Here is a 25,616-nt window from a genome sequence, read left to right on the forward strand (position 1 = left end):
AAACGTACTACCCTTTTCCCCTTCCTGCTCCCCCCTGAAAAAACAAACCCCGCCTTTTCAGGCGGGGTTCTATGATAAAAAAGATTCAATCTATTTCTTCTCGAACAATTTACCAAAATCATCCATAGAGATCTCTTGTTCTTCCAGTTTCACGCTCTCTTTGATCGTGTTGATTATTTTGTTCTCCAAAGCACGGTCATAAAGGCTAGAACGTTGTTTCTCGTTCTCCAACAAGCGAACGGCGAAACCGTCTAATTGCTCGTCAGACAAACCGTACAAACCGTATTGTTGTAATTGAGCGGCAGCCACTTCACGAGCGACAGCTTTCATATCTTCGTCCTCCACGCGAAGGTCATTATCCTTCACCATGTCACCCTTAATCAACTGCCATTTGAACTCATCGCGATAAGCGTTGAAATCCTGCTCTACGGCTTCAGGAGTCATTTCTTTATTGGTAGCTAACATCCAACGCTTCAGGAATGCTTCCGGAAGAGCGATTTCCTCGTTCTTCTTCAACATCTTGTCACGAGCATCTACCGTCAAGCGGTACTCGCTATGAGATTTGAATTGTTTTGCCAGGTCTTCTTTCACTTTCGCACGGAATTCTTCTACGCTCTTCACGTTTCCTTCACCGTACACTTTATCAAATAAAGCTTGATTTACTTCCGCATCGATATAACGTTTGATCTCGCTGATGATGAAACAGAAATCAGAAACAATATGTTCTGCTTCCTCTTTATTTACTTGCAAGAGAGCGGCGTAATCGGTCTTGTTAGGATAAGCTTTTGAAGGATTGAAGATCACCTCATTTCCGGCTTTTTTACCCTCGAAAAGTTTCACCTGTTCCTCGTCTTTCATGTGAGCCAATGACAAGGAAGCGTCTTCCACATGAATACCGCCTTCTTTCGGTTTACCGTCCTCCCCCAATTCGATCAATTCACCTTTCACGTATTCTGATCCTTCAATCGTGTCAACGGGGGTCAATTCGCCATTATTCTTGCAGATGCTTTCAATTTGTTTGTCTATCATCTCATCATCTACCTTGATGATGTAATAAGGTACTTTCTCCCGTTTACTCAACTTCACGTTCATGACGGGAGCCATAGCGATATCGTAAACGAACTCGAAGCTTTCCTCGTCCAGATTCAGCTCTTTCTGCTCTGTTTCGTTCGGAAGCGGCTCTCCCAAGATATGCAAATCGTTCTCCTGGATAAAATTAGACAAACTCTCTCCGATCAACTTGTTGATCTCCTCAATCAAAACGGCTCTACCATACATTTTTTTGATAATCCCGAAAGGAGTTTTTCCCTTACGAAAACCGTCGATCACCGCTTTTTTCTGGTATTCTTTCAACGCGTCGCTCACGCGGGTTGCGTAATCATCCTTATCCAATTGAATCTTAATGGTTGCATTAAGATCATCGATTTGGTTCTTCGTTACATTCATACTTCTCTATGTATAAAACTATTTATGATAAAACAAACAAAACAAAAAAGACCACCTTGTTTAAGGCGGCCCCTTCTTCAAGTGCGGGCGAAGGGACTCGAACCCCCACGCCTTGCGGCACTAGATCCTAAGTCTAGTGCGTCTACCAATTTCGCCACGCCCGCTTGCTATTTTGACGGTGCAAATATATTGCTTTTTCGTGAAAAGCAAAACGATTTGCACGTTTTTTTATTTCTTTCTTCTCAACTCGAAATTTTTCCCGAGGTAAACCCGTCTAACTTCCGGATCATTAGCCAAATCCTCCGCTGTACCCGACTGTAAAATACGACCGTCATACAACAAATAAGCCCGGTCGGTAATACACAAGGTTTCTTGCACGTTATGGTCGGTAATTAAAATCCCGATATTTTTATCCTTCAATTTCTGCACGATGCTCTGGATATCCTCCACGGCAATAGGGTCAACCCCGGCAAAAGGTTCATCCAAAAGAATAAATTTCGGGGCAATTGACAAAGCCCGGGCAATCTCCGTACGCCGACGCTCCCCTCCTGACAATTGGATTCCCTTGCTCTTCCGGATATGTTGCAAACCGAACTCGTCGAGCATTTCTTCCAAGCGATCACGTTGATACTCTTTCGAGAAAGTACTCATCTCTAACACCGCCTTGATATTATCCTCCACGCTCAATTGCCGGAAAACAGAAGCTTCCTGCGCCAAGTATCCCACACCCAACTGAGCCCGGCGATACACCGGTTCTTTCGTGATCTCCCGGTCATCCAAGAATATACGCCCGCCGTTCGGTTTAATCAACCCCACGATCATGTAAAACGAAGTTGTCTTTCCCGCCCCGTTCGGTCCCAACAGACCGACAATCTCCCCTTGCTCCACGTTCACGGAAACACCCTTAACCACAGTTCGGCTTTTGTATTTCTTTACCAAGTCCTCGGCTCTTAATTTCATATCTTTCAGTTTTATCGCGCTAAGATAGTCTTTTACAATTGAAATTTGAAAAATGAAAAATGAAAATTATTAGAAATTTAGATGTATGGAAAAATTAATTGCGAAATTATCCACTTTCTGACCGGAACGATCGCCCCGGTGTGTCAATCGCCAAATGGCATCTACCCGGATCAAGCGCAAAATATTCTCCACGCCGACACCCGCCTCGATATAAGGCTTGGACACGGACGACATCCCGTCCGGGAAAAGCAATACTGCATCGGTATTCGGCAAACTTCCGTTATTTTTATCTGACAACCTTCCCCACAAAGCCTTCACCGTGGCGACTTCACGCCATTTCAACCGTTTCATCAAAGGTATCTTACTCAGGAAAAATCCCCTGAAATGATGTTCCCAGAATACCGCTCCCCACAGATCTGAAGCGAACTCGTAGAAGTTCATGCACGAGAAAGCATACGGGTCATAGAAATAGGTCGCATTTCCCTCGTGCAACTTCAACAAGGGATACGGGACTTTCCCGAATATTTTCCCTCCAGTAAGCATAAAATCGCTATAACCGATAGGAGCAATTTGTACATCATGCTGTATGGACAGCTGTGCCCGGTAATACTCGTAATCACTGTTCAACACACCTTTCAATCCTGCCACGAGGTCGATACTCACGATCGGAAAATCCGACCCCATGGAAACTTTATCAAAATCCTGCCGCACCACAATCTCGTTCTTTGACAAGCGTGTTCCCAAGCGAAATTGCGTCGTGTGAATTTGATTCAGTTCCTTCCCGTCCGGACGAACAAAATCGACGTATTTCGTCGGGTACATCTGGCGATATTCGAGAGCAAAACTATTGGAAAAACCTTGCCTCCATTCTTTCTCGTAACGGAAATCAAACTCATTAATCATAGTCAATTTCTCGTTATTCCCCCGGGAAAATATGGAACTCAAGATGTTACCCGTGGAAAAAGCATTCTCGCTCGCCCCCAGCTGCAACACGTCATGTTTCCCGCTGACTGTCAATTTTGAAGTAGGTTGATTGTTGAACATATACTCCACGGTTCCACCGCCCTTGAATTCCCCGTCCTTCGTGCTATACGCGCCATAACCCGAAAGCCGTATCCGTTTACTGAAATCACTGGTTGTTTTCGCTCCCAACTGGAAGCGGCTTCCTTCAAGTTTATTAAAACTAAACAGCTTGTAATAAGGTCCGAATCCCACGTATTTCGTGTTATAGTACCCTAGGAAAATGGTCTGTATCATATCATATATATTCTGGTAGAGCGGAACATTTTTAATTGAATCTACCATATTATATATATTCTGTTCTTTTTCCGATAACTGGTAAGGACGCACCGTCTGCCAATAGTTCTCGTCATTTTGGAGAACATTTTTATTTATAATGACCTCGTTATCCAGTTTCAATATATCCGCCGGGATAGCTTCATTTACTTTCACGTTGGAATAATCAATTTGCCGGTGTCCCATGAAAGAAATCAATTTGGAAGAATCTCGCATTTGCACAGTAAAGTCAGCCAAGATTTTATCCTGTTTTAGAAACCAAATCGAATCGTTGATCAATTCATTGGTAGTCTCGACCGCCAAATCTTTAATCCAGTTCACGTTCAAATCCTTTGTCATACGCATCTGCGCGGACTCCAACGCCCAAGTCGTGGAATCGATATTCACCTCGCCATCAAACACGGGCGTTGATTTTCCTTTAGGATGAAAACGAATCTTATATATCTTTCTGCCGTCCTTCTGCACGCTATCGACCAGAAAATACTTGTAGTACAACAAACCGTGGTCACACAGGGGACTGACAAAATTTACCTCAAAAATATTAATGTAGTTGTCATACAAATTCACGTTCACGTGTAAATGCCCCGTAAACTGCGCAAGGCTGTAATCCTCTTCAATACCGGAAATCCTGCTCGCTTTCACGACTTCCCGTGACAACCGGGGAGAACGTCGATAATAATAATCCGCCGAAGCCTCGGAGATCATAACCGGCAAATAAGCCTTCCCCGTGATAGCGGAAGTATCCATGTACTGGAAAATAAAACCGAAGTTCTTCTGCAATTTTTTATTCCGAAACTGCGGTTTCAGATTGGCTACATCCAATTCCATCTTCGTGTACGTGGTGTAGCTATACGATTCCTTCTCCGCCGGATTGTTCTTTTTCTTGTTCTTCGAGATATTACGCAATATGGCATGAGCTGGATTCTCACCCGGCGTCACGCTCACTTCATCCAAATCCGTGACAATGGGCACCAACTTGAAATCTATCGTGTTAAAAGCTCCTTTTTTAATCGGCACGGTCTGTTTTTCATACGAAACATAAGCAGCCATTATTTCGCTCACGTTCTCCCGGGTTTCGATATAATAATTCCCGTCGAAATCTGTTGTCACCCCGATAGTCGTTCCCACGAAAATAATACTCACCAAGGGCAACGGTTCTCCCGTTTCCGCATCGGTTACAGTCCCCCTCACCTTCGTAGTCTGAGCATTCAACACAGAAACCCACGCCGCCAAAATGAATACTAAACACAACTTTATATGTACCATATTTTTAAATTTACAATTCTGAGATTTATGATTTCATGATTATCACCCCTACACCATGATATATACAATCACTCAATCGCAAATCACTGAATCAAAAATCATACCACTCCTTCGCGCAATATGTCATGTATGTGTACCATTCCTTTATAGTGATTCTCCCGGTCGACCACGACCAATTGCGTGATACTATTCTGTTCCATCATCCGGTAAGCGTTATAAGCCAACTCTTCTTCCGAGATAGTTTTAGGAGATTTCGACATAATATCTTTTGCCGTCAATCCGTCCACGTCCTCGTATTTCTCCATCATCCGCCGCAAGTCCCCGTCCGTGATAATTCCTAGCAAATGCTCTTCATCATCCACGATCGCCACAGCTCCCAAACGTCCTTTCGACATCGCGAGAATTACCGGGCGAATTCCGGCATCCATTCGGATATTCGGGCGATTGTCACAGTCATAAACATCTGCAACCCGCGTATAAAGCCGTTTTCCAAGAGTTCCTCCCGGATGATATTTGGCAAAATCCCTACTTGAGAAACTTCTACATTCAATCAAACACATCGCTAGTGCATCTCCCAGCACTAACTGTGCCGTAGTTGAATTTGTGGGAGCTAAATTTAAAGGACAAGCCTCTTTTTCCACTTTTGCCTTTAATATATAAAGTGCATTTTTAGCCAGAAATGAATCTGTATTGGACACCATCGCCACGATATTTTTATTTCCGTTATTGCGGATCAAAGGTATCAATACTTTTATTTCCGGCGTATTTCCACTCTTGGACACGCAAATCACCACGTCTTCCTCACGGATCATTCCCAAATCTCCGTGAATGGCATCCGCCGCGTGCATAAAAACAGCCGGAGTACCCGTAGAATTCATCGTGGCGACCATTTTTGTCGCTATAATGGCACTTTTCCCTATTCCGGTGACGATGACACGCCCCTTACTTTCGTATATTAATTTAACAACTGCTTCAAAATCCTTGTCGATATAATTTGTTAGATTTCGGATGGCTTCTGCCTCATCCTGAATTACTTTTATTGCAACTGCCTTAATATCTACCATGCTTCCAGATTCTATTTATTCGTTTCAAAATTATGAGCCGAGCAAAAAAAACAAAAAACTATTGCACTTATCATTTTTTGCTATAACTTTACTAGGGACAAAAGTATCATTTTTTATGATAGCTTAAAAACGAGTGGTGATAGATTTATTATTGAATATTTTGTTTGGAAAAACAAATTAAATTATAAATTTGCGCACCCGTCTAAAAACAGGGTGTGTGAAAATTTTAAAAAACAATGGGATTGCAGATAGATTTACATGCTAAATTAAAAGAGTATTTCGGCTTTGATAATTTCAAAGGAAACCAGGAAGAGATCATAAAGAATGTACTTGCCGGGAACAACACGTTTGTTCTGATGCCAACGGGTGGGGGCAAATCTTTATGTTATCAATTGCCTGCACTAATACTCGACGGAACCGCTATTGTGATATCTCCTTTGATTGCTCTTATGAAAAATCAGGTAGATGCCATGCGTTCCTTCAGTGCATCAGAGGGGGTTGCCCACTTCATGAATTCTTCACTCAGCAAAAGTGATATTTTAAATGTAAAAGAGGATGTACTAAACGGAAAGACCAAGTTGTTATATGTGGCGCCGGAATCCTTGACCAAGGAAAGTAATATCGAATTTCTACGTAAAGTCAAGATTTCTTTCTTTGCCGTCGACGAGGCTCACTGTATTTCGGAATGGGGACACGACTTCCGCACGGAATACCGGAAGATCAGACCGATCGTGGAGCAAATCGGGAAAGCCCCAATCATTGCCTTGACGGCAACGGCTACCCCGAAAGTACAACATGACATCCAGAAGAATCTGGATATGCTTGATGCGCGGGTATTCAAATCTTCTTTCAATCGTTCAAACCTCTATTATGAAGTTCGTCCGAAAATAGACCCGACAAAAGATATTATCAAGTTTATCAAAAACAACGAGGGGAAATCCGGTATCATCTATTGCCTCAGCCGTAAAAAAGTGGAAGAGCTCACGGAAATGCTTTGCGTGAACGGTATCAAAGCCGCCAGCTATCATGCCGGGATGGATGCTGCCGCCCGTAGTGCCAATCAAGACAAATTCTTGATGGAAGAAGTAAACGTGATTGTTGCCACCATCGCTTTCGGAATGGGGATTGACAAACCGGACGTACGTTTCGTCATTCACTATGATATTCCCAAGAGTTTGGAAGGGTATTACCAGGAAACAGGACGTGCAGGACGTGACGGGGGTGAAGGCTATTGCCTGACTTTTTACAGTTACAAGGATATTCAGAAACTAGAAAAATTCATGCAAGGGAAACCCATCGCCGAACAGGAGATCGGGAAACAACTTTTGATGGAAACCGTTTCTTACGCCGAGACATCTTTATGTCGGAGAAAAGTGTTATTGCACTATTTCGGGGAAAATTATGATGAAGAGAATTGCGGTGCTTGTGACAACTGCTTGTTCCCGAAAAAAGAATTCGAGGGCAAGGAATTCTTGATCGATGCGCTTAATACCATCCTCGAGGTCAAAGAAAAGTTCAAGGTAGATTACTTGGTAAAAATTCTACTTGGGGAAACCGATTCTATCATAAAATCGTATCATCATGACGAGCTGGAATCTTTTGGTGTCGGCTCCGACAAAAACGCTCAATTCTGGAACATGGTTTTCAGACGGGCATTGATTAGTAATTATATAGAAAAAGATATTGAACAATACGGGGTCATTAAACTCACGGAAGATGGACTCGCATTTTTAAAGGAACCTAAAGACTTTATGCTGATGGAAGATCATAATTTTGAAGAATCTGAGGAGAAACTTCAGGAAAAGGGAGGAGTATCAGCACTTGACAACACCTTGTTTGCCATACTGAAAGACTTACGGAAAAAGATTGCCAAGAAAAACAATTTGCCGCCATACGTGATATTCCAAGACCCTTCACTGGAAGATATGTGTACCAACTACCCCATCACGTTGGAAGAGTTGGCAAACATCCAGGGGGTTGGTTCCGGCAAAGCACAGAAATACGGGCAAGAATTCGTCGAGGTTATCAAACAATACGTGGAAGACAACGAGATCGAAAGAGCCCAAGACCTGGTGGTAAAAACTGTTGCCAACAAATCGAAATTCAAAGTATATATCATACAGAATATCGACCGCCAGATTGACCTTGAAGACATCGCTTCTGCCGAGGGATTAACCTTTGAAGAACTCATCAAGGAAATGGAAGCCATCGTGTTCTCGGGCACCAAACTGAATATTGACTATTACATCAATAAGATTTTGGATGACGAGCAACAGCAAGAGATCATGGATTATTTCATGGAAGCCAAAAGCGACAACATCGGGGATGCGTACGATGAATTCGAAGGCGATTATTCAGAAGAAGACCTTCGCCTAATGCGACTGAAATTACATTCCAAACACGGAAACTAATAAAAAAAGCGACCAGAAGGTCGCTTTTTTTTATTCCATCCGATCAATGATGACATCCGGAAGATGCTGAATAAACTGGAATAGTAAAGTTTCATCCCCCGTTTTATGGGTACGAATGACCATGGTCACCCGGTAGGTTGTCAAATCACCCAACTTGGAAGACTCCGTGGAATAAGAACTAATCGAATGTTTTTTCCGTTTTATTTCATCCGTAACTTCTTTTATAACCTCTTGGCTTGTTGTAGTGAACACCAATAATACATTTCGCTGGCTGATTTTCTGGAATACGTACCCGAGTCCTTCCAGCCCCAACAATGTCAGCAACATGGCACATACTCCCAACCAATATTGCCCGGCTCCCACAGCCAAACCAATGGCGGATGTTGCCCATATCCCGGCAGCCGTGGTCAATCCCCGGACAAACAATTTCTGAATAATAATCGTACCCGCTCCCAGGAAACCTATACCGCTCACTACCTGCGCCGCAATACGACTCGGGTCAAGCCCAATTCCCGTTTCTCCTAAAATATCACTGAACCCGTATTTGGATACAATCATAAACAAGGCGCTTCCCAAAGCAACTAAAAAATGTGTCCGAAACCCGGCTTCCTTTGCCCGGTATTCCCGATCCAATCCAATAATAGCCCCCAATACCCCGGCAACCAGTAGCCGAAAGAAAAAATCCCATGTCATCATATCGTATCACATTTACTTTAACCTCATGTTCACCACAAAGATAAACCAATCTACGCAAAATTGCGTATGAAAGATACAATTCAGTCCAAAAAGTTCATAACCATGATACTAACCATCATCATCACATTCATCTTGGGATACGTTTTTATAGCACTAGAAAAACAACTCGAAATCAACAAAACCGCCATGGCACTCGTACTGGGAATCATCCTATGGGTTTTCTCTTTACACCAGACGACCTTGAACATAAACACCCAGATCATCGACCATCTCGGGAATACGGCTGAAATCCTATTCTACCTGCTCGGGGCTATGACCGTGGTCGAGTGGGTCGATACCCACGAGGGGTTTGCATTACTCACCCGGAAAATTACGACCCAAGATAAAAGAAAACTCCTTTGGATCATTGCGTTTCTTACTTTCATTCTGTCCTCTATTTTGGATAACCTGACAACTGCTATTGTCATGGTAATGCTCCTGCGGCGTCTGATCCCGGAGCAACGGGAACGTTGGATATTCGGGAGTATCATCATCATTGCCGCCAATGCCGGGGGAGCCTGGACGCCCATCGGGGATGTAACGACCATCATGCTTTGGATTCATGATAATATCACTTCCATAAACGTTATCCGGCATTTATTCCTCCCCAGTTTCACATCCCTGCTAATTCCATTGGTAATCACCACGTTCCAAATAAAAGGAACGACACAATCCCAACCGACAAACGATTCGGCAACACCGTTAGCCATAACACGCAAAGAGCAAATCACGATTCTCGCCCTGGGTATCGGTAGCCTCCTTTTCGTTCCAATATTTAAGGATCTCACGAATCTTCCCCCTTTCATGGGCATCATGTTAGCTTTAGGGGGTATATGGATATACACGGAAATCCTCTATAACCGGAAAAAGGATATATCCCCGGACAAAGTACATCGCATCCCTTCTATCCTCGCAAAGATCGACTATCCCACCTTACTCTTTTTCCTGGGAATATTGATGGCTGTTGCCGCCCTGCAAGTCGTCGGGGTACTAGATCAGATGGCAAGTTTCTTAAATGATAAACTGCACAACGTGTACTTCATTAATATCATCATTGGTTTCTTGTCTTCTATTATAGACAACGTCCCGCTCGTTGCTGCTGCTATGGGTATGTACCCACTCGTTCACACAGGCGGAGTACCTCTCTCCGGCTATATGATGAACTTCACCACGGACGGTGTTTTCTGGGAACTACTGGCATATTGCGCCGGTACGGGCGGTAGCATTCTGATTATCGGTTCTGCCGCCGGAGTCGTCGTGATGGGTATGGAACGAATCAATTTTATGTGGTACCTGAAACACATCACTTGGATGACGATCTTAGGATATATCGCAGGAATAAGCGTGTATTACATTATATAAAATAAAGAAAGCTGCTTTCGCAGCTTTCTTTTATTCTTCTGTATAGCGGATGATCGTCTGATCCCGATCCGGACCCACGGATACAATCTTCACCGGAACCCCGGTCTCTTCTTCCAGGAAGGCGAGATAGTTATTGAATTCCTCCGGGAATTCATCCTCCGAAGTCATCTTGGTCATATCGCATTTCCATCCCGGCAGTTCAGCATATACTGGCTTCACACCTTCCGTAATATCATACGGGAAATAATCGACTTCCTCTCCGTTCAACTCGTAAGCCACGCAAGCCTGTATCGTGTCGAAAGTGTCGAGCACGTCGCTTTTCATCATAATTAATTGAGTCACCCCGTTTATCATGATCGCGTATTTCAAAGCCACTAAGTCTACCCAACCGCAACGACGTCTGCGTCCTGTCACTGAACCGAACTCATGTCCCAGATCACACAACTTCTCTCCCGTTTCGTTATTCAATTCCGTAGGGAAAGGGCCGCTCCCGACACGGGTACAATAAGCCTTGAATATCCCGTACACTTCACCGATACGACGAGGAGCAACCCCTAGTCCGGTACAAGCTCCGGCACATACCGTGTTGGAAGAAGTCACAAAAGGATAAGAACCGAAATCAATATCCAGCATCGTGCCTTGTGCCCCCTCTGCCAGAATAGATTTTTCGTTATCCAGGTATTGATTTATTTCATGCTCACTATCGATAAGTTTGAATTGCTTCAGGTATTCGATACCCTCCATCCATTCCTTTTCGACCTCCGTCAAATCATAAGAAAAATTCAAACTTTTCAATATTTCCTCGTGACGAACTTTTGCTTTAGCATATTTATTTTCAAAGTCATGCAGGATATCCCCGACACGTACTCCATTCCGGCTAACCTTATCCGTGTATGTCGGTCCAATCCCTTTTCCTGTAGTTCCTACCTTTGCATCCCCTTTAGCCGCTTCATAAGCCGCATCCAGGAAACGATGAGTAGGCAGGATCAAATGTGCTTTCTTGGATATATGAAGTTTCTTTTTAAGATCATGTCCGGACGCGGATAGAGCTTCTGCCTCTGCTTTAAATAAAGCGGGATCGAGCACCACGCCGTTTCCGATAATATTCACTTTATCACCTTGAAATATTCCGGAAGGGATAGAACGAAGAACATATTTTTGTCCTTCAAATTCAAGTGTATGACCGGCATTAGGTCCTCCTTGAAAACGAGCCACGACATCATACCTCGGGGTCAACACGTCGACCACCTTCCCTTTTCCTTCATCTCCCCATTGCAGTCCCAACAAAACATCTACTTTCATCTGATACATTTTTAGATTGATTGCCACACAAGACCGCGACAACCAGCAAATTAAAAAAACTCCTTAAAAAACAAACGTACAAAAATAATATTTATTTCTTTCCCGCCAACTTGCAATTGTGACAAATACCATAAATATAAAGCATATGATGGTGCACAGAGAAATCATACTTCTCCTCCACGTGTTCCACGATCTCTTCCAAACGGGAATCTGAAAATTCCTCTACCTTCCCACATATTTTACACACGATGTGCTCATGCTTCTTATTATTGTAAGCCCGCTCGAATTGAGCGATATTATTCCCGAATTGATGTTTGATAACCAGCTTGCATTCCAACAACAAATCTATCGTGTTATACAAAGTGGCACGGCTCACCCTGTAATTCTTGTTTTTCATAAACACATACAGGGATTCTATATCAAAATGACCGGCATGGGAATAAATCTCATCCAAAATGGCATATCTCTCGGGCGTCTTACGATGTCCTTTCTGTTGCAGGTAAGTAGTAAAAATCTCTTTTACTGTCTCCTTTATTTTTTCCATCGAGTCCAAAGCTAATTCAATTTACAACATGGCTAAGTTACAACTTTTATCTGAAGAAAACTCACTATTTAGACGAAATTTAATTAGGCGTCCAAATTCTCTACTCTCGAAACGTTCTCAACACCCTTTAGAGATGATATTTTCATCATTAAATTATTCAAGTCAGCCGTGTTATGCACGTAAAGATGGATCATACCTTCAAAGATTCCGTCCTTCGTTTCAAAATGCACGGTACGCATATTCACGTTACTCTCTTTTGAAATAATCATCGTGATATCGCTGACTATTCCGATACTATCGATCCCGTTCAATTTAATCACCGCGAGAAAGGACATGATCTTGTGGCTCACCCACTTCACCGGGACTATTTTATCCCCGTAACTGGACATCAAGCGAATAGCTTCCGGGCATTTACGCTTGTGCACGGTAATCTTATCGCCCTCGATCTTCATACCCACCACGTCATCGCCCGGAATCGGGTTACAACAAGGGGCAACAATAAAATCCGAGGCATCCTCCGTCATATCGTTTATCACTTTCCCCTCCTCCTTCTCTATCGGCACCTTTTCTTTATCACTTTTGAAGAACTGCAATTTCCAGTACTTCACGAATTTATTCTCGGACTTTTTCTTCAGCGCCTTCCGTACCTCCTCAATATTCAGATTTCCCTTTGCCAAACTGATATAGAGATCATCTTTACTATCCAATTTCAAATGCAACAAAGCCTTATTCAGGTTCTCCGTGCCAAAGGGCAATTTCATATCTTCCAACAAATTCTCGAACATCATCGTCCCTATCTTCACTTGCTCCTTCCTCTCCCGCCGGAATATCATCAGTATATTATTTCTTGCCTTAGCCGTCACGATAAAATCCAACCAATCACTCTGCGGCTTTTGCTTATCGCTCGTCAACACTTCCACTTGGTCGCCACTCAGCAACACGTGGCTCATCGGCACCAATTTATGGTTCACCTTTCCCCCGATACACGAACTCCCGATTTCCGTGTGAATGTCATAAGCGAAGTCCAACACGGTAGCCCCTTTAGGCAAAGTGCGCATATCTCCTTTGGGCGTAAACACGCGAATCTCTTTGGCAAACAGATTCAGCTTGAACTCGTCCAGAAATTCCAAAGCATCCGTACCGGGTTGCTCCAACATCTCCTTAATTCCCGCCAACCACTTATCCACCTCGTTACTCGCCTCGGCATTATCGCCTTTATATTTCCAATGGGCGGCAAGTCCTTTTTCTGCAATCTCATCCATTCTCCGGGAACGGATTTGCACCTCAATCCACTTACCGCCGGGTCCCATGACGGTCAGATGCAATGCCTCGTAACCGTTCGCCTTGGGAACACTCACCCAATCCCGAATCCTTTCCGGCTTCGGGCTATACATATCCGTGATTAAAGAATAGATATTCCAACACTGCCATTTTTCCGGTTGATTGTCCTTCGGCTCAAACACGATCCTCACGGCAAGCAAGTCATAAATCTCCTCGAAAGAAATATGCCTGCGCTGCATCTTCGACCACACCGAATACACGCTTTTTGTCCGGGCAGTAATTTCATACTGGTAGCCGCTCTCTGTCAAACGCTCCCGGATAGGGGCGATAAACCGCTGGTACAACCCGGTATTCTCGTCCCGGTAAGCATGAATCCTCTTTTCCAATTCCTGGTATTCAAGCGGATTCTCGTACTTCAAACTCAAATCCTCCAACTCCGTCTTGATCGCGTGCAATCCCATGCGATGAGCCAAAGGGGCATATATATACAAGGTTTCACTGGCAATCTTCACCTGCTTGTGTTCTGGCATCGCGTCCAAAGTACGCATATTATGCAAACGGTCAGCAATCTTAATCAGAATAACACGCACGTCATCCGCCAGCGTCAAGATCATCTTTCGAAAACTCTCCGCCTGCTTCGTGGTGTCACTTCCCATCGCTTCACTGATCTTGGTCAACCCGTCCACGAGGGAAGCAATCTTTGCCCCGAACAAGTTTGCGATATCTTCCACCGTGTAATCCGTATCTTCCACGACATCATGCAACAAAGCCGCAATAACCGACTTCGTCCCCAACCCGATCTCTGTTGCCGCCACCTTAGCGACCGCTATCGGATGTAATATATAAGGTTCCCCGGACTTCCGCTTTACCCCTTGATGTGCTTCCCGGGCAAATTCAAAAGCCGTACGAATCATTTTTTTACTCTCTTCTGTCGTTCCCTTTCGCAAGGATTGCAATAAATCCTCGAAAGCCGCGTTAATCATTTCCTGCTCGTTCATAACCGTCTTCAATTTTAGATTTATTGATTTCAAATTTTAGATTCCAGCCCACTTCCCATGCCTTGAATCGTAAATCATAAATCTTATATTTCTATATGCCTGGACACCACATCCGCCTGCATAAATAAAGTTGCCATCTTATCAAACATTCCCCCTTTTTCCGTGGTGAAGAATTCCACTTGCCTCCCTCGTGAAAGCATTCGCTCCATCTCGGAATGACGACATAAATAATCTTTCAAACTCCGCGCCACGATCTCTCCCTGCTGAATCACCGCAACCCCTTGAGGTACAAAACGGTCAATGACCCCTCGTAAAAGAGGGTAATGCGTGCACGCCAACACGATCGTGTCAATCTTCGGGTCGTTCTGCATCAATATATCTATATATTTTTGCACAAAAAAAGCTGCCCCCGGAGAATCGATCTCGTTGTTTTCAACGAGAGGTACCCACATCGGACAAGCTAGTTGTGACACTTGAAATCCTTTCTCCGAATGAATTTTCGCAATTTCCAACAGATAGGACTCGGAGGCAACCGTACCCGAGGTCGCCAGCACTCCGATATGCCCGTTACGTGTAAAATCGGCAACTGCTTCCACGCTAGGTCGGATAACCCCTAGCACTCTCCTCTGGGCATCTATCCGGGGCAAATCCACCTGTTGTATCGTCCTCAACGCTTTCGCCGAAGCCGTATTGCAAGCGAGGATCACCAAACAGCATCCCATATCGAATAATTTCAACACCGCCTCCCGCGTATATTTATACACCACGTCAAAAGAACGCGTCCCGTAAGGCGTACGGGCATTATCACCCAAGTAGATATAATCGTATTCCGGCATTTCCTTCACAATATCTTTCAATATTGTCAATCCCCCGTAACCTGAATCAAACACCCCTATCGGACAAGACATATATCTAAATTTTATCGTTTAATAGCTGCTAATATACCTTTTATTCCTAACTAATCAAAAAAAAAGCCGCCTTTTCGGGCGACTTTATTTTTCTTAATATATCGTATTATTGAAGACCTAATTTTTTCTTCATCAAAGGTAATACATCCTCGCTATTATCGGCTGCAAACAATAAAGCGTTCATCGTGAAGATATAAGTAAAGCCATTCTCCTTACCTACCTCCTGAGCTGCTTTCTGGATTTTCTCCATGATTTCACCCATCAATTTATTGTAAGTTTCTTGCAATTGTTGATCTGCCAACTCCCGAAAATTTTGGATTCTCTCACCCAAACTTCTAATTTCTTGTTCCTTGTTGGCACGTACTAAATCCGTATATGTTTTCTCGTTTGCCTGATACTCCTGAAGTAACTTTTGATAAGTTTCAGTCATAGAAGCCATTTCTTTTTGAATTTCCGTTTGTTTAGCTTGCAACGTTTCATCTGCTTTTTTAGATTCAGGCATTACCGACATTAACTTTTGCACGTCGAGATGACCCAATTTGATCGGTTTTGCCGTTTGAGCGGAAGCAGCAAATGCTACAAATATAAACGCCACCAAGGCAAATAATTTTACTGTATTCTTCATAATGTTTGTCTTTAAATATGATCTACAAAAGTAATAAAATTAATTTTCCATTCCTAGTCAACATACATAATGTATGCAAATAAGCCCAAATTTATTCTGTGATTTTATGATTCTCGATTCTGTGATTCCATTTTAATCACGAAATCACAGGATCAACCAATCACAGAAACCTTAAAATTCTTGTCCCAACACGAAGTGGAATTGTGAACCACCCGCACCTGAACGTCCCGGTACATCGTCAAATCCATATCCCCAGTCGATACCGAGCAATCCGAACATCGGCAAGAATACACGCAAACCAACTCCCGCGGAACGATACAAATTGAACGGTTCGAAATCCTTCAACTCGTACCATGAATTACCGGCTTCCATGAATCCCAAGGCGTATATCGTAGCCGACTGAGCCAAAGAAATCGGGTAACGCAATTCCAACGTGAATTTAGAATACATACTTGCATCAGATCCTTGCGGAGCCATGAAGCTGGAACCCGCATTTGTCAATGATCCGTTCTCGTAACCGCGCAATCCCACGTATTCACGCCCATACAAACTATATCCGGACATTCCGTCACCACCCATCTCGAATCCTTCGAACGGAGATTTCCGGTTTTTATCATAGTATCCCAAGTACCCGTATTGTGCCGAAGCGTAAAGTACCAACGGACGTTTCTCGCTATGTGTCAGAGGAGTGAAAATCTTTCCACTGAATTTCCATTTATGATACTCGATCCATCTGTACCGAACCTCATCTTTCTCTGCCTCGAAATGGCGGTTAGAGAATAAAGAATAAGGAGGTGTCAACGTCAAAGAGAACGTGAACTCACTACCTCTCTTCGTGAACAAGGGATTATCTATAGAACTCCGCTTAATCACGGTCGCAATAGACAAGTTATTGGAATTACCATTCTGTATCAAGTAATAAGGCCAATTCTTCAATTGATAACGTTGAAATGAAATCTCGTTATACATCGTGAACCAGTCATCCGGCCATTTCACACGCCGCCCCAATCCCACGCTAAACCCGTAAGTAAGCATCAATTGGCGGGTATCGTAATACTGCGAAGCATTTGCACTTTGCGCGTAATAGGAATTACGGTAACTGCTAGAGAATCCTGTCTGACGAGAAAAATACAAAGAAACACTTAATGAATTCGGTTTCTTTCCTCCCAGCCAAGGTTCGCGGAAAGACAAGCTGAACGAAGTATAATACTTACCATTTGTTTGAGCCTTCAAGCTGAATGTCTGCCCGTCTCCTTGCGGAAGAGGACGATAAGTATCCCAGTTAAATATGTTACGGATAGAGAAGTTCGTGAAGGTCAACCCTAACGAACCGATAATCATACCGGCACCCCAACCTCCGGAAAGCTCGATCTTATCGTTTGCTTTCTCAACCACGTCAAACACGACATCTGCGGTACCCGCCTCTTGATTGACATTCAACAAGTCCGGCTTGATCTGTTCCGGGTCAAAGTGCCCCATATTAGCCAATTCACGGGCACTTCGTATAATATCTTCCCGACTAAACAACTCACCCGGGTACACGTACAATTCCCGGCGGATCACGTGCTCGTGCGTCCGGTTATTTCCCCGAATAAGTACCTTATTAATAGTAGCCTGAGAACCTTCAGAAACACGGACTTCCAGATTAATAGAATCCTCTCCCACGATCGTCTCTATCGGCATCAGTCGAGAGAACAAGTACCCGTTATTCTGGTAAATATTAGATACGGCATCTTCATCAGAAGAAATACGTTCGTTCAAATACTTACTATTATATACATCTCCTTTTTTGATATTCAACAAACGGCTCAACGTTTCTGAATCATATATGGTATTACCAACCCAAGAGATATTATTGAAGTAATATTTATTTCCTTCCTGTACATCTATATAAATCTTCACCCGTTTCGGAGAAACCTGAACAACGCTATCGGAAATAATCACCGCATCACGGAAACCTTTCTCGTTATATTTGTCAACAAGGTTATATTTATCCTCGTCATAATTCTTTTCGATATATTTCGCAGACTTAAAGAAATTAATAAACGATTTCTCTTTCGTCTTTTTCATGGCGGCTTTCAAACGACCGTCTTTCATCTGCTTGTTTCCATTAATAATAATCTCGTCGATCTTTATCTTATTGTGCTTCTCCACGATGACATCCAGAACGACGTAATTCTTCTCTTTCGGATCATCCCGTTCGATGATTTTAATATTGGTATTATAATACCCTTTTTCCTTTAGATATTTCTCGACTTGAATCTTCAAGTTTGATTTCATGAAATCCGTCACCTGTGATCCCAACGACAAATTCATCTTTTCCTTGATCTTATTCTCCTCGGATTTCTTCAAGCCGATATAATTGATTCTCGAAAGCTTATGCCTTTCCTGAACATACATAATCAGGTATATCTTGTCCCCTTCAATCCGATCGACAGCGATAGAAATATTAGAGAACAAATTTTGATCGTAAAGCCTCTTGATCGCCTTAGTGATAGCCTCTCCCGGTACTTGAATGGACATTCCGTCCGTTAACCCGGCGATGGATGCCAGCCCGTCATAATCTCCGCCGACGACCTTCACTCCACCCAATTCATAAGTTTTCGGGGTCGAATAATAGATATCAACTTGTTGTCCTGTCGTATCTGCGACCTGGGCTTTTGCCCCACAAACACACAATATAAATATTAATAAAAGCGTTATTTTTCCTGTCATCTGAGTCACTTTTTTAATTGCTCTCCGGTCATACCGAATCGTCTCTCTCTTTTTTGAAAATTACGAACTGCCAAATATAAGTCTTCTTTTTCAAAATCAGGCCAAAATTTATCAAGAAAATATAGTTCAGTGTACGCTAACTGCCATAAAAGGAAATTACTCAGCCTGCATTCGCCACTTGTGCGGATTAACAAATCAGGATCGGGAATCCCTGCGGTAGTCAAATACCCGGAGAAATCCATCTCCGTAACAGACTCAATATCTTTCACTTTCCCTGACTGGCAATCTTTCATCAATTGTTTTGCGGCATTCAAGATTTCCCATCTTGCTCCGTAACTCAAAGCGATCACTACCGTCAGATTCTGATTCGAGGCAGTTTTTTCAATCAACCCGTTTAATTTTTGATACACCTTGTCCGGCAGATCGGTTAAATTACCGATAGCCCTAACCCGAATCCCCTCTTTCATCAAATTATCCGTTTCGGCAACAATAGCATCTACCATCAATCCCATCAAAACATCCACTTCCTTCTTGGGTCGATTCCAATTCTCCATCGAAAAAGCATACAACGTCAAATACTTTATCCCCGCGTGCCCGGCGGCATCAATCACTCTCCTCACGGCCTCCACGCCTTCTTTGTGTCCTTCCCATCTTTCCAAGCCCCTTTGCTTTGCCCAGCGACCATTCCCGTCCATAATAATCGCCACATGCTCTGGTATATTCTCCTTCATCATAATAATTGAAAATTGAAAATTGAAAATTGAAAATGAATTACACATTTTCGTTCCTCAACTCATTATTAATAACATTTCCCTTATTTATATACTTGTTTTTCTTTAATCACAGAATCACCTAATCATCAATCACAAAATCAATTATCTTTTAACTCTTATTCCTCTTGTCTTCCCCCCAGTTCAACTTATTCCTCAAGGTTTCATAATAACTATGCCCCGGCATCTTCACCACGTTTATTTTAAAATCACCGGATGATATGAACAATTCATGACGATCCGACACGGTGCGTATCCGGGAATCGGCACTCACCATAAAATCTCCCGAACGGCTCTCTACTTTCAAACGAATCTTCACGTCACCGGGCAATATCAACGGACGCATATTCAAATTGTGCGGGCTCACCGGGGTAATAATCAAATTATCGGAACTGGGGGAAACAATAGGTCCGCCACAGCTCAACGAATAAGCGGTAGAACCCGTGGGAGTCGCGACAATCAACCCGTCCGCCCAATAGGTCGTGAGATATTCCCCCCCGATATAAGCGTGGACTTTCAACAAAGACGACCGTTCCGTTTTCTGCACGCTAATCTCATTCAAGGAATAATTAAAATTAGAGAACGGATTATCCTCCATCTCCAACTTCACCAAAGCTCTTTGTTCCTCTTCATATTTCCCGGCACACAACCATTGTATCGCCTGGGGAATCTCTTCTTGCGCGATATTCGCCAAAAATCCCAACCTACCGCTATTTATACCCAGAATCGGCACCCCGCAATTCTTCACCCGAACGGCAGAATCCAGAAAAGTGCCATCCCCACCCACGCTAAACAAGATATCTGTATCCGCGTCCAAATCAGCATTATAGAGAGATTGGAAATAAGCCTTTACGTCCCACTTCTCGCACAAAAATTCAAAGAACGGTCTATAACAAGACAGTTTCACGCCACGCTCAACCAAATCACGCAACATTTGTTTAAAATAAGGATAAAACTCCTCGTGAATCACCCGTCCGTATATCGCTACTTTATTTATCTTCAGACACATCTATTCGATTTTAGCTTCTAACTCTAAATTTTAAACTCTAAACTCCCCTTACATTTCCATGAACCGCATTAACTGCCCATACCGATCACGCAATTCATCATTCACGTCTTCTCCCAGCACGAAAGTACTTTTTATCACGTAACGGTAACGGACAAAAGTATCCAGAATCGGCTCAATCCTCGGCGTGTTCACCTTAATTGTAATATCTACTTTATTTGAGTCCGGGGTACAAGTCACAAAACAACTTAACACCTTAGCTTCATTATATTCCACGATCTGTGCCACCTCTGCCAATGAATAATCGATCTTATTCACCTCCAGCACGATAATCCCACCGGGATCATCCACGCACAATATCTTATCCACGTTATGCAAGATATCCGCTAACAAAATAGCCCCCTGGTACCCCCCTTTTCGGTTTAAAACAGGAACGATAGACAGACCTCTGGTAGACGCGACCTCTATCACGTGATACATATGCATATCCTCGTACACGAATGTCGATTCCCTCGGGATCTCCAGGCTACCAATCGGATCGTTCAAACACCCGTGAGCGTACATGATCTCATCCGACAACAAGCCCGCGTAAGTATTCCCTTCTACCACCGGCAAATGAGATACCCTGAACAAATCCATCCACCCCAAAGCCTGAGCGCATGTATCGTCCTTCTTCAATACCGGAACCACATTTGATAATAATTCTGCTGCTATCATATCTATTATCATTTCCTCGTCTCTCCAATCCTCCTACCAAGAAATCATTAAATCAATTTCTCGCCCTAAAGATACATTTTTTTCTTCATTCGAATCCCTCATTAAAATAATTTTCAATTTTCAATTATCAATTTTCAATTATTCCTATATTTGCCGCGTAATTTAAAAAACAGTAAACATCATGTTGCCAAAATTTCTAATTGCTGATAATTCCCAAGAAGCACCGGATCTAGTATATGTGGTGCACACGGAAAAGCCTCAATGCATCATCCAATGTGACATAGATGGTTTTTATAGCAACCAGAAAATATACTGGATTGACGAAGAACCCATTTGCACGGACGACATAGAAACTCTACTTGAAGAAGCGGAAGACTTTTTTGAAGCAGAGCTAGAAAATCAAGAAGAACTATATGACGACGAAGACGACAACTAATTGTCGTCTTCGTCATGTTACAAGTTACAGGTTTACAAGTTACAAGTTCCCAAAAACGGCAAATACAAACCTGCAACCTGCAGAGCCGAAGGCTCAACTTGTAACCTCTAACACAAAAAGCAAATTTTGCTTTTTGTCTAATTATTCGTAACTTGCCCGATTATTACATAACCTACAAACCCAAAATGTATGTACACGAAAAGTGATCTCAAGCAATTCAAGCGCAGAGGGATTAAGCCAGAACAAATTGACAATCAACTTGAAAACTTCAAGCAGGGTTTCAATTTCGTTCAAATCCGGGATGCGGCGACAATCGGTAACGGGATCCATAGTCTGAATGACGAACAGGCTGATGAATTCATCCGCATCTTTGAGGAGAAAAGAAACACGTTGAAAATCATGAAAATGGTTCCGGCATCCGGTTCCGCTTCACGTATGTTCAAAACATTAAACGCGTTTTTCAACACCTACACGGGAAGTGACGAAGATTACCTGAATCTTCGATTAAACAAAGAACCGGGAACCATATTCTCGTTCTTCGAAAAATTAAAAGAATTCCCCTTTTATTCACACCTAAGAGAGGCTCTTTACAAAGACCGCTTCGATTTGGACAAGCTTCTCTGGAAGAACGAATTTATCACGATATTGGAATATATCTTGACAGAAAAAGGGTTAAACTACAATGCCACCCCCAAAGGATTGATCGACTTCCATATATATAAAGATCATATCCGTACCGCGGTGGAGGAACATTTAGTGGAAGCCGCCCTTTACGCCAACGATGGCAAAATGGCGCACATCCATTTCACGGTATCCGAGGAACACATGGGCAAATTCAAAGCCCTCTTAAAACAGATTCTCAAGGATTACCAAAAAGAGTTCAATATCAAGTACGACATCACCTTCTCCATCCAGTCACCCGCGACCGATACGGTCAGCCTGGACTCCGAAGGCGAACTGTTGCGGGATAGCGACGGAAACATCGTCTTCCGCCCTGGAGGTCATGGCGCCCTGATTCACAATTTGAACGACTTGAAAGAAGATTTAATCTTTATCAAGAACATTGACAACGTCACGCCTGATCGTAACAAGGCAAACACCGTGAAATACAAAAAGATACTTGCCGGAGTATTGCTCAAAACGCAAGCAAGAATCTTCAATTACATGAAGATCCTGAACAAAAAAAGTAGCCTCACGGAAGAAAACCTGAACGAAATAGAGCAATTTATTTACGACAACCTCGGGTACAAACCCCAGGAAGATCTAGTTCACAACAACCTGAAAGATAGGGTTAAATACTTGAAAAACCTGCTCGACCGTCCTTTGCGGGTGTGCGGAATGGTCAAGAACGAGGGAGAACCCGGTGGAGGTCCTTTCTGGGTAGAAAACTCCGGGAACGGGCAACGCCTGATGATCGTGGAAAGTGCCCAAGTAAACCAGAAAGACAAGGGGCAGAAAAAAATATTCACCCAATCCACTCACTTTAACCCGGTAGATATCGTATGTAGCACGTACAATTACAAGGGTAAAAAGTACGATCTGAAAGACTTCATCGATACCACGCAGGGATTCATTACCAGTAAATCTTTCGAGGGCAAAGACATCCAGGTTCAAGAACTTCCCGGCTTGTGGAACGGTGCTATGGCAAACTGGAACACCGTGTTTGTCGAAGTCCCCTTGACTACTTTTACCCCGGTAAAAACCGTCTTTGACCTGTTGCGTTTCGAACATCGCAACGTGTTCAAGAGCGAATAAAAAATTTATGATTTATGATTTACGATTTCAGATTTAAGTCTTGAATGAAAATTAAAATCTGAATTCGTAAATCTAAAATCACTGAATCTAAAATCATTAAATCACAGAATCAATTCATTCATGGAGAAGAAAACAAACTACCTATTATTAGTACTAAGAGGATGTGCGATGGGTGCCGCCGATGTTATTCCCGGCGTGTCTGGAGGAACAATAGCATTTATTACCGGAATTTACGAGGAATTGATCGAATCCATTCGCTCTATTAACTTACACGCTTTACGTCTGCTGGTAAGTTTCAAATTCAAAGAATTCTGGAAACATATCAACGGAAACTTTTTAATTGCCGTGGTCGCAGGTATCGCCATTTCCATTTTCTCGCTGGCGAAACTCATGAAATATTTGCTTGAAACCCATCCCCTGTACATTTGGTCGTTTTTCTTCGGTCTTATCATCGCCTCGGCGCTTCTTGTTTCCAAAGAAGTGAAAAAATGGGATTTATTCTCCATCACCTCGCTCGTCGTCGGTGCCGTTGTCGGTTACACGATCACAGTCCTGACTCCGACCAGCACCCCGGAAACTTGGTGGTTTATCCTGTTGTCCGGTGCGATCGCCATTTGTGCCATGATTCTCCCGGGGATATCGGGAGCGTTCATACTATTATTATTAGGCAAGTATGAATATATCATCACGGCAGTGAGCGAATTTAATATCGGCATATTACTTATATTCCTAGTTGGAGCGGTTGCCGGAATCATTTCATTCTCTCACCTGCTTTCTTGGTTATTGAAAAATTACCACGGTCTAACCGTTGCCCTGTTAACCGGGTTCATGGTCGGCTCGTTAAATAAAATCTGGCCATGGAAACTCACCGACACGGAATTAATCAACGGCAGTCCCTTCGAGATTGAAAGAAACGTACTCCCGGGCGCTTTCGAGCAGGCAGGCAATGACCCGCTCACGTGGCAAGTACTCCTGATGTGCCTCATCGGTTTCCTGCTGATCTGGGGAATTGAAAGATTAGCCGAAACATTACAACCTAAAACAAAATAATTTATGATTTCAGATTTACGATTTTAGATGGAAGCGTTTGTACGCAACGTGTTAAATGCCATCTAAAATCATAAATCATAAATCATAAATCATAAATCATAAATTTCATGCTTCTCTTCGGCTTACTCGGCTTTCCATTGGGACATTCTTTTTCCAAATCCTACTTCACGGAGAAATTCACGGCAGAAAATATAGACGCGGAATTTCTGAATTTTGAATTGAACGACATCACCCGAATGCCCCTCGTTATCCGGGAAACTCCCGAATTGAAAGGCTTTGCCGTTACCATTCCTTACAAGGAAAAAATCATGCCTTTTCTTGATCACATCAGCGAGGAAGCCCAAGTTATCGGGGCTGTCAACTCAGTAAAAGTGGAGCGTACTCCTTCCGGTTTCGTGCTTTCCGGCTACAATACGGATATGCCCAGTTTCCGGGATTCACTGCTCCGCTTTATGCCGCATCTCCCGAAACAGGCATTAATTCTAGGCACAGGAGGCGCTGCAAAAGCAGTAAAATACGCCCTGACCTCTCTGGGGATTTCCGTCACTTCCGTCAGCCGTACCCCCTCGTCAGAAGAAATCGGTTACCCGGAACTCATGCATCAACTGAATAAATACCCCCTAATCATCAACGCCACTCCCCTCGGTACATCACCTCACACGGAAGGTTGTCCACCTATCCCCTACGAGCAACTCACTCCCGACCACTACCTTTTCGACCTGGTCTACAACCCGGCCGTCACAACATTCATGCAACGAGGAATGCAACATGGCGCCAATGTCCGCAACGGACTGGAAATGCTACACCTCCAAGCCGATTATTCCTGGAAAATATGGAACTCCTGATGCCAGAATCCTAAAGTTATCCCAACGTGATTCCAAAGTAAAACTACCTTTACATCGTTACAAGCTACTTTCAAGCCACTTACAACCCCGCTGGCAAACGGTGCTGTAACCGTGTTAAAAGTAT

At 43.2% G+C, this 25,616-nt stretch carries 20 protein-coding genes and 1 tRNA gene; 6 read left to right on the forward strand and 15 right to left on the reverse strand.

Translation table 11 applies throughout. From position 1 onward, the window contains the following. Nucleotides 1–90: 90 nt before the first annotated feature. The 5 genes from tig to BN8899_RS02290 form a co-directional block, all read right to left on the reverse strand. Nucleotides 91–1,446, reverse strand: coding sequence for a trigger factor (tig, locus tag BN8899_RS02270; RefSeq protein WP_065218145.1), 1,356 nt, complete (start codon nucleotides 1,444–1,446; stop codon nucleotides 91–93). 82 nt (nucleotides 1,447–1,528) lie between these two features. Continuing rightward, nucleotides 1,529–1,610: transfer RNA gene (locus tag BN8899_RS02275), tRNA-Leu, on the reverse strand. Between the two features lie 64 nt (nucleotides 1,611–1,674). After that, nucleotides 1,675–2,406, reverse strand: a complete 732-nt coding sequence (gene lptB, locus BN8899_RS02280; protein ID WP_018338507.1) for an LPS export ABC transporter ATP-binding protein — start codon at nucleotides 2,404–2,406, stop codon at nucleotides 1,675–1,677. 69 nt (nucleotides 2,407–2,475) lie between these two features. Next, the gene (locus BN8899_RS02285; RefSeq protein ID WP_018338506.1) at nucleotides 2,476–4,968 is read right to left on the reverse strand and encodes a DUF5686 and carboxypeptidase-like regulatory domain-containing protein; all 2,493 of its coding nucleotides are present in this window, start codon (nucleotides 4,966–4,968) and stop codon (nucleotides 2,476–2,478) included. 98 nt (nucleotides 4,969–5,066) lie between these two features. Further along, on the reverse strand, nucleotides 5,067–6,032 hold the full coding sequence (locus BN8899_RS02290) for a KpsF/GutQ family sugar-phosphate isomerase (protein WP_065218146.1): 966 nt from the start codon (nucleotides 6,030–6,032) through the stop codon (nucleotides 5,067–5,069). Nucleotides 6,033–6,268: 236 nt separating this feature from the next. Here BN8899_RS02290 and recQ point away from each other — a divergent pair, with 236 nt between their 5' ends. Then, nucleotides 6,269–8,443 carry a DNA helicase RecQ gene (recQ, locus tag BN8899_RS02295; protein WP_018338504.1) on the forward strand — a complete coding sequence of 725 codons (2,175 nt, stop codon included), beginning with the start codon at nucleotides 6,269–6,271 and terminating at the stop codon, nucleotides 8,441–8,443. Nucleotides 8,444–8,473: 30 nt separating this feature from the next. Here the strand turns inward: recQ and BN8899_RS02300 are convergent, their stop codons facing one another. Beyond that, the gene (locus tag BN8899_RS02300; protein ID WP_026207666.1) at nucleotides 8,474–9,136 is read right to left on the reverse strand and encodes an MgtC/SapB family protein; all 663 of its coding nucleotides are present in this window, start codon (nucleotides 9,134–9,136) and stop codon (nucleotides 8,474–8,476) included. Between the two features lie 69 nt (nucleotides 9,137–9,205). On the opposite strand from BN8899_RS02300, the gene nhaD reads away from it, so the two are divergent. Next, nucleotides 9,206–10,540, forward strand: a complete 1,335-nt coding sequence (nhaD, locus tag BN8899_RS02305) for a sodium:proton antiporter NhaD (RefSeq protein ID WP_231932245.1) — start codon at nucleotides 9,206–9,208, stop codon at nucleotides 10,538–10,540. 30 nt (nucleotides 10,541–10,570) lie between these two features. Here the strand turns inward: nhaD and BN8899_RS02310 are convergent, their stop codons facing one another. From BN8899_RS02310 to BN8899_RS02350, 9 genes are all read right to left on the reverse strand, one after another. Further along, on the reverse strand, nucleotides 10,571–11,842 hold the full coding sequence (locus BN8899_RS02310; protein WP_018338502.1) for an adenylosuccinate synthase: 1,272 nt from the start codon (nucleotides 11,840–11,842) through the stop codon (nucleotides 10,571–10,573). Between the two features lie 91 nt (nucleotides 11,843–11,933). Next, nucleotides 11,934–12,386, reverse strand: a complete 453-nt coding sequence (locus BN8899_RS02315; RefSeq protein WP_018338501.1) for a Fur family transcriptional regulator — start codon at nucleotides 12,384–12,386, stop codon at nucleotides 11,934–11,936. 83 nt (nucleotides 12,387–12,469) lie between these two features. Beyond that, a complete protein-coding gene (locus BN8899_RS02320; RefSeq protein WP_065218147.1) occupies nucleotides 12,470–14,665 on the reverse strand; it encodes a RelA/SpoT family protein in 2,196 nt (731 codons plus the stop codon). An 83-nt stretch (nucleotides 14,666–14,748) separates the two neighbouring features. Next, on the reverse strand, nucleotides 14,749–15,573 hold the full coding sequence (gene murI / locus BN8899_RS02325) for a glutamate racemase (protein ID WP_065218148.1): 825 nt from the start codon (nucleotides 15,571–15,573) through the stop codon (nucleotides 14,749–14,751). A 106-nt stretch (nucleotides 15,574–15,679) separates the two neighbouring features. Then, nucleotides 15,680–16,198 carry an OmpH/Skp family outer membrane protein gene (locus tag BN8899_RS02330; RefSeq protein WP_018338498.1) on the reverse strand — a complete coding sequence of 173 codons (519 nt, stop codon included), beginning with the start codon at nucleotides 16,196–16,198 and terminating at the stop codon, nucleotides 15,680–15,682. Between the two features lie 171 nt (nucleotides 16,199–16,369). Then, nucleotides 16,370–18,913: a BamA/OMP85 family outer membrane protein gene (locus tag BN8899_RS02335; protein ID WP_065218149.1), complete on the reverse strand. Its 2,544-nt coding sequence runs from the start codon at nucleotides 18,911–18,913 to the stop codon at nucleotides 16,370–16,372. Nucleotides 18,914–18,918: 5 nt separating this feature from the next. Then, nucleotides 18,919–19,647, reverse strand: coding sequence for an isoprenyl transferase (locus tag BN8899_RS02340; protein ID WP_026207665.1), 729 nt, complete (start codon nucleotides 19,645–19,647; stop codon nucleotides 18,919–18,921). A 148-nt stretch (nucleotides 19,648–19,795) separates the two neighbouring features. After that, entirely contained in the window at nucleotides 19,796–20,692 is an 897-nt protein-coding gene (locus tag BN8899_RS02345; protein WP_065218150.1) for an NAD kinase, read from the reverse strand. Between the two features lie 48 nt (nucleotides 20,693–20,740). After that, nucleotides 20,741–21,406, reverse strand: a complete 666-nt coding sequence (locus tag BN8899_RS02350; RefSeq protein WP_018338494.1) for a CBS domain-containing protein — start codon at nucleotides 21,404–21,406, stop codon at nucleotides 20,741–20,743. Between the two features lie 181 nt (nucleotides 21,407–21,587). Here BN8899_RS02350 and BN8899_RS02355 point away from each other — a divergent pair, with 181 nt between their 5' ends. The 4 genes from BN8899_RS02355 (at nucleotide 21,588) to BN8899_RS02370 (ending at nucleotide 25,492) form a co-directional block, all read left to right on the forward strand. Then, nucleotides 21,588–21,842, forward strand: a complete 255-nt coding sequence (locus BN8899_RS02355) for a hypothetical protein (RefSeq protein WP_018338493.1) — start codon at nucleotides 21,588–21,590, stop codon at nucleotides 21,840–21,842. A 189-nt stretch (nucleotides 21,843–22,031) separates the two neighbouring features. Further along, nucleotides 22,032–23,597: a DUF4301 family protein gene (locus BN8899_RS02360; protein WP_065218151.1), complete on the forward strand. Its 1,566-nt coding sequence runs from the start codon at nucleotides 22,032–22,034 to the stop codon at nucleotides 23,595–23,597. Between the two features lie 120 nt (nucleotides 23,598–23,717). After that, entirely contained in the window at nucleotides 23,718–24,647 is a 930-nt protein-coding gene (locus tag BN8899_RS02365; RefSeq protein ID WP_065218152.1) for a DUF368 domain-containing protein, read from the forward strand. A 107-nt stretch (nucleotides 24,648–24,754) separates the two neighbouring features. Then, nucleotides 24,755–25,492 carry a shikimate dehydrogenase family protein gene (locus tag BN8899_RS02370; protein WP_065218153.1) on the forward strand — a complete coding sequence of 246 codons (738 nt, stop codon included), beginning with the start codon at nucleotides 24,755–24,757 and terminating at the stop codon, nucleotides 25,490–25,492. The last annotated feature ends 124 nt before the right edge of the window (nucleotides 25,493–25,616 follow it).

Origin of the sequence: Butyricimonas sp. Marseille-P2440, assembly GCF_900091675.1 — a bacterium.
Lineage (GTDB): Bacteria > Bacteroidota > Bacteroidia > Bacteroidales > Marinifilaceae > Butyricimonas > Butyricimonas synergistica.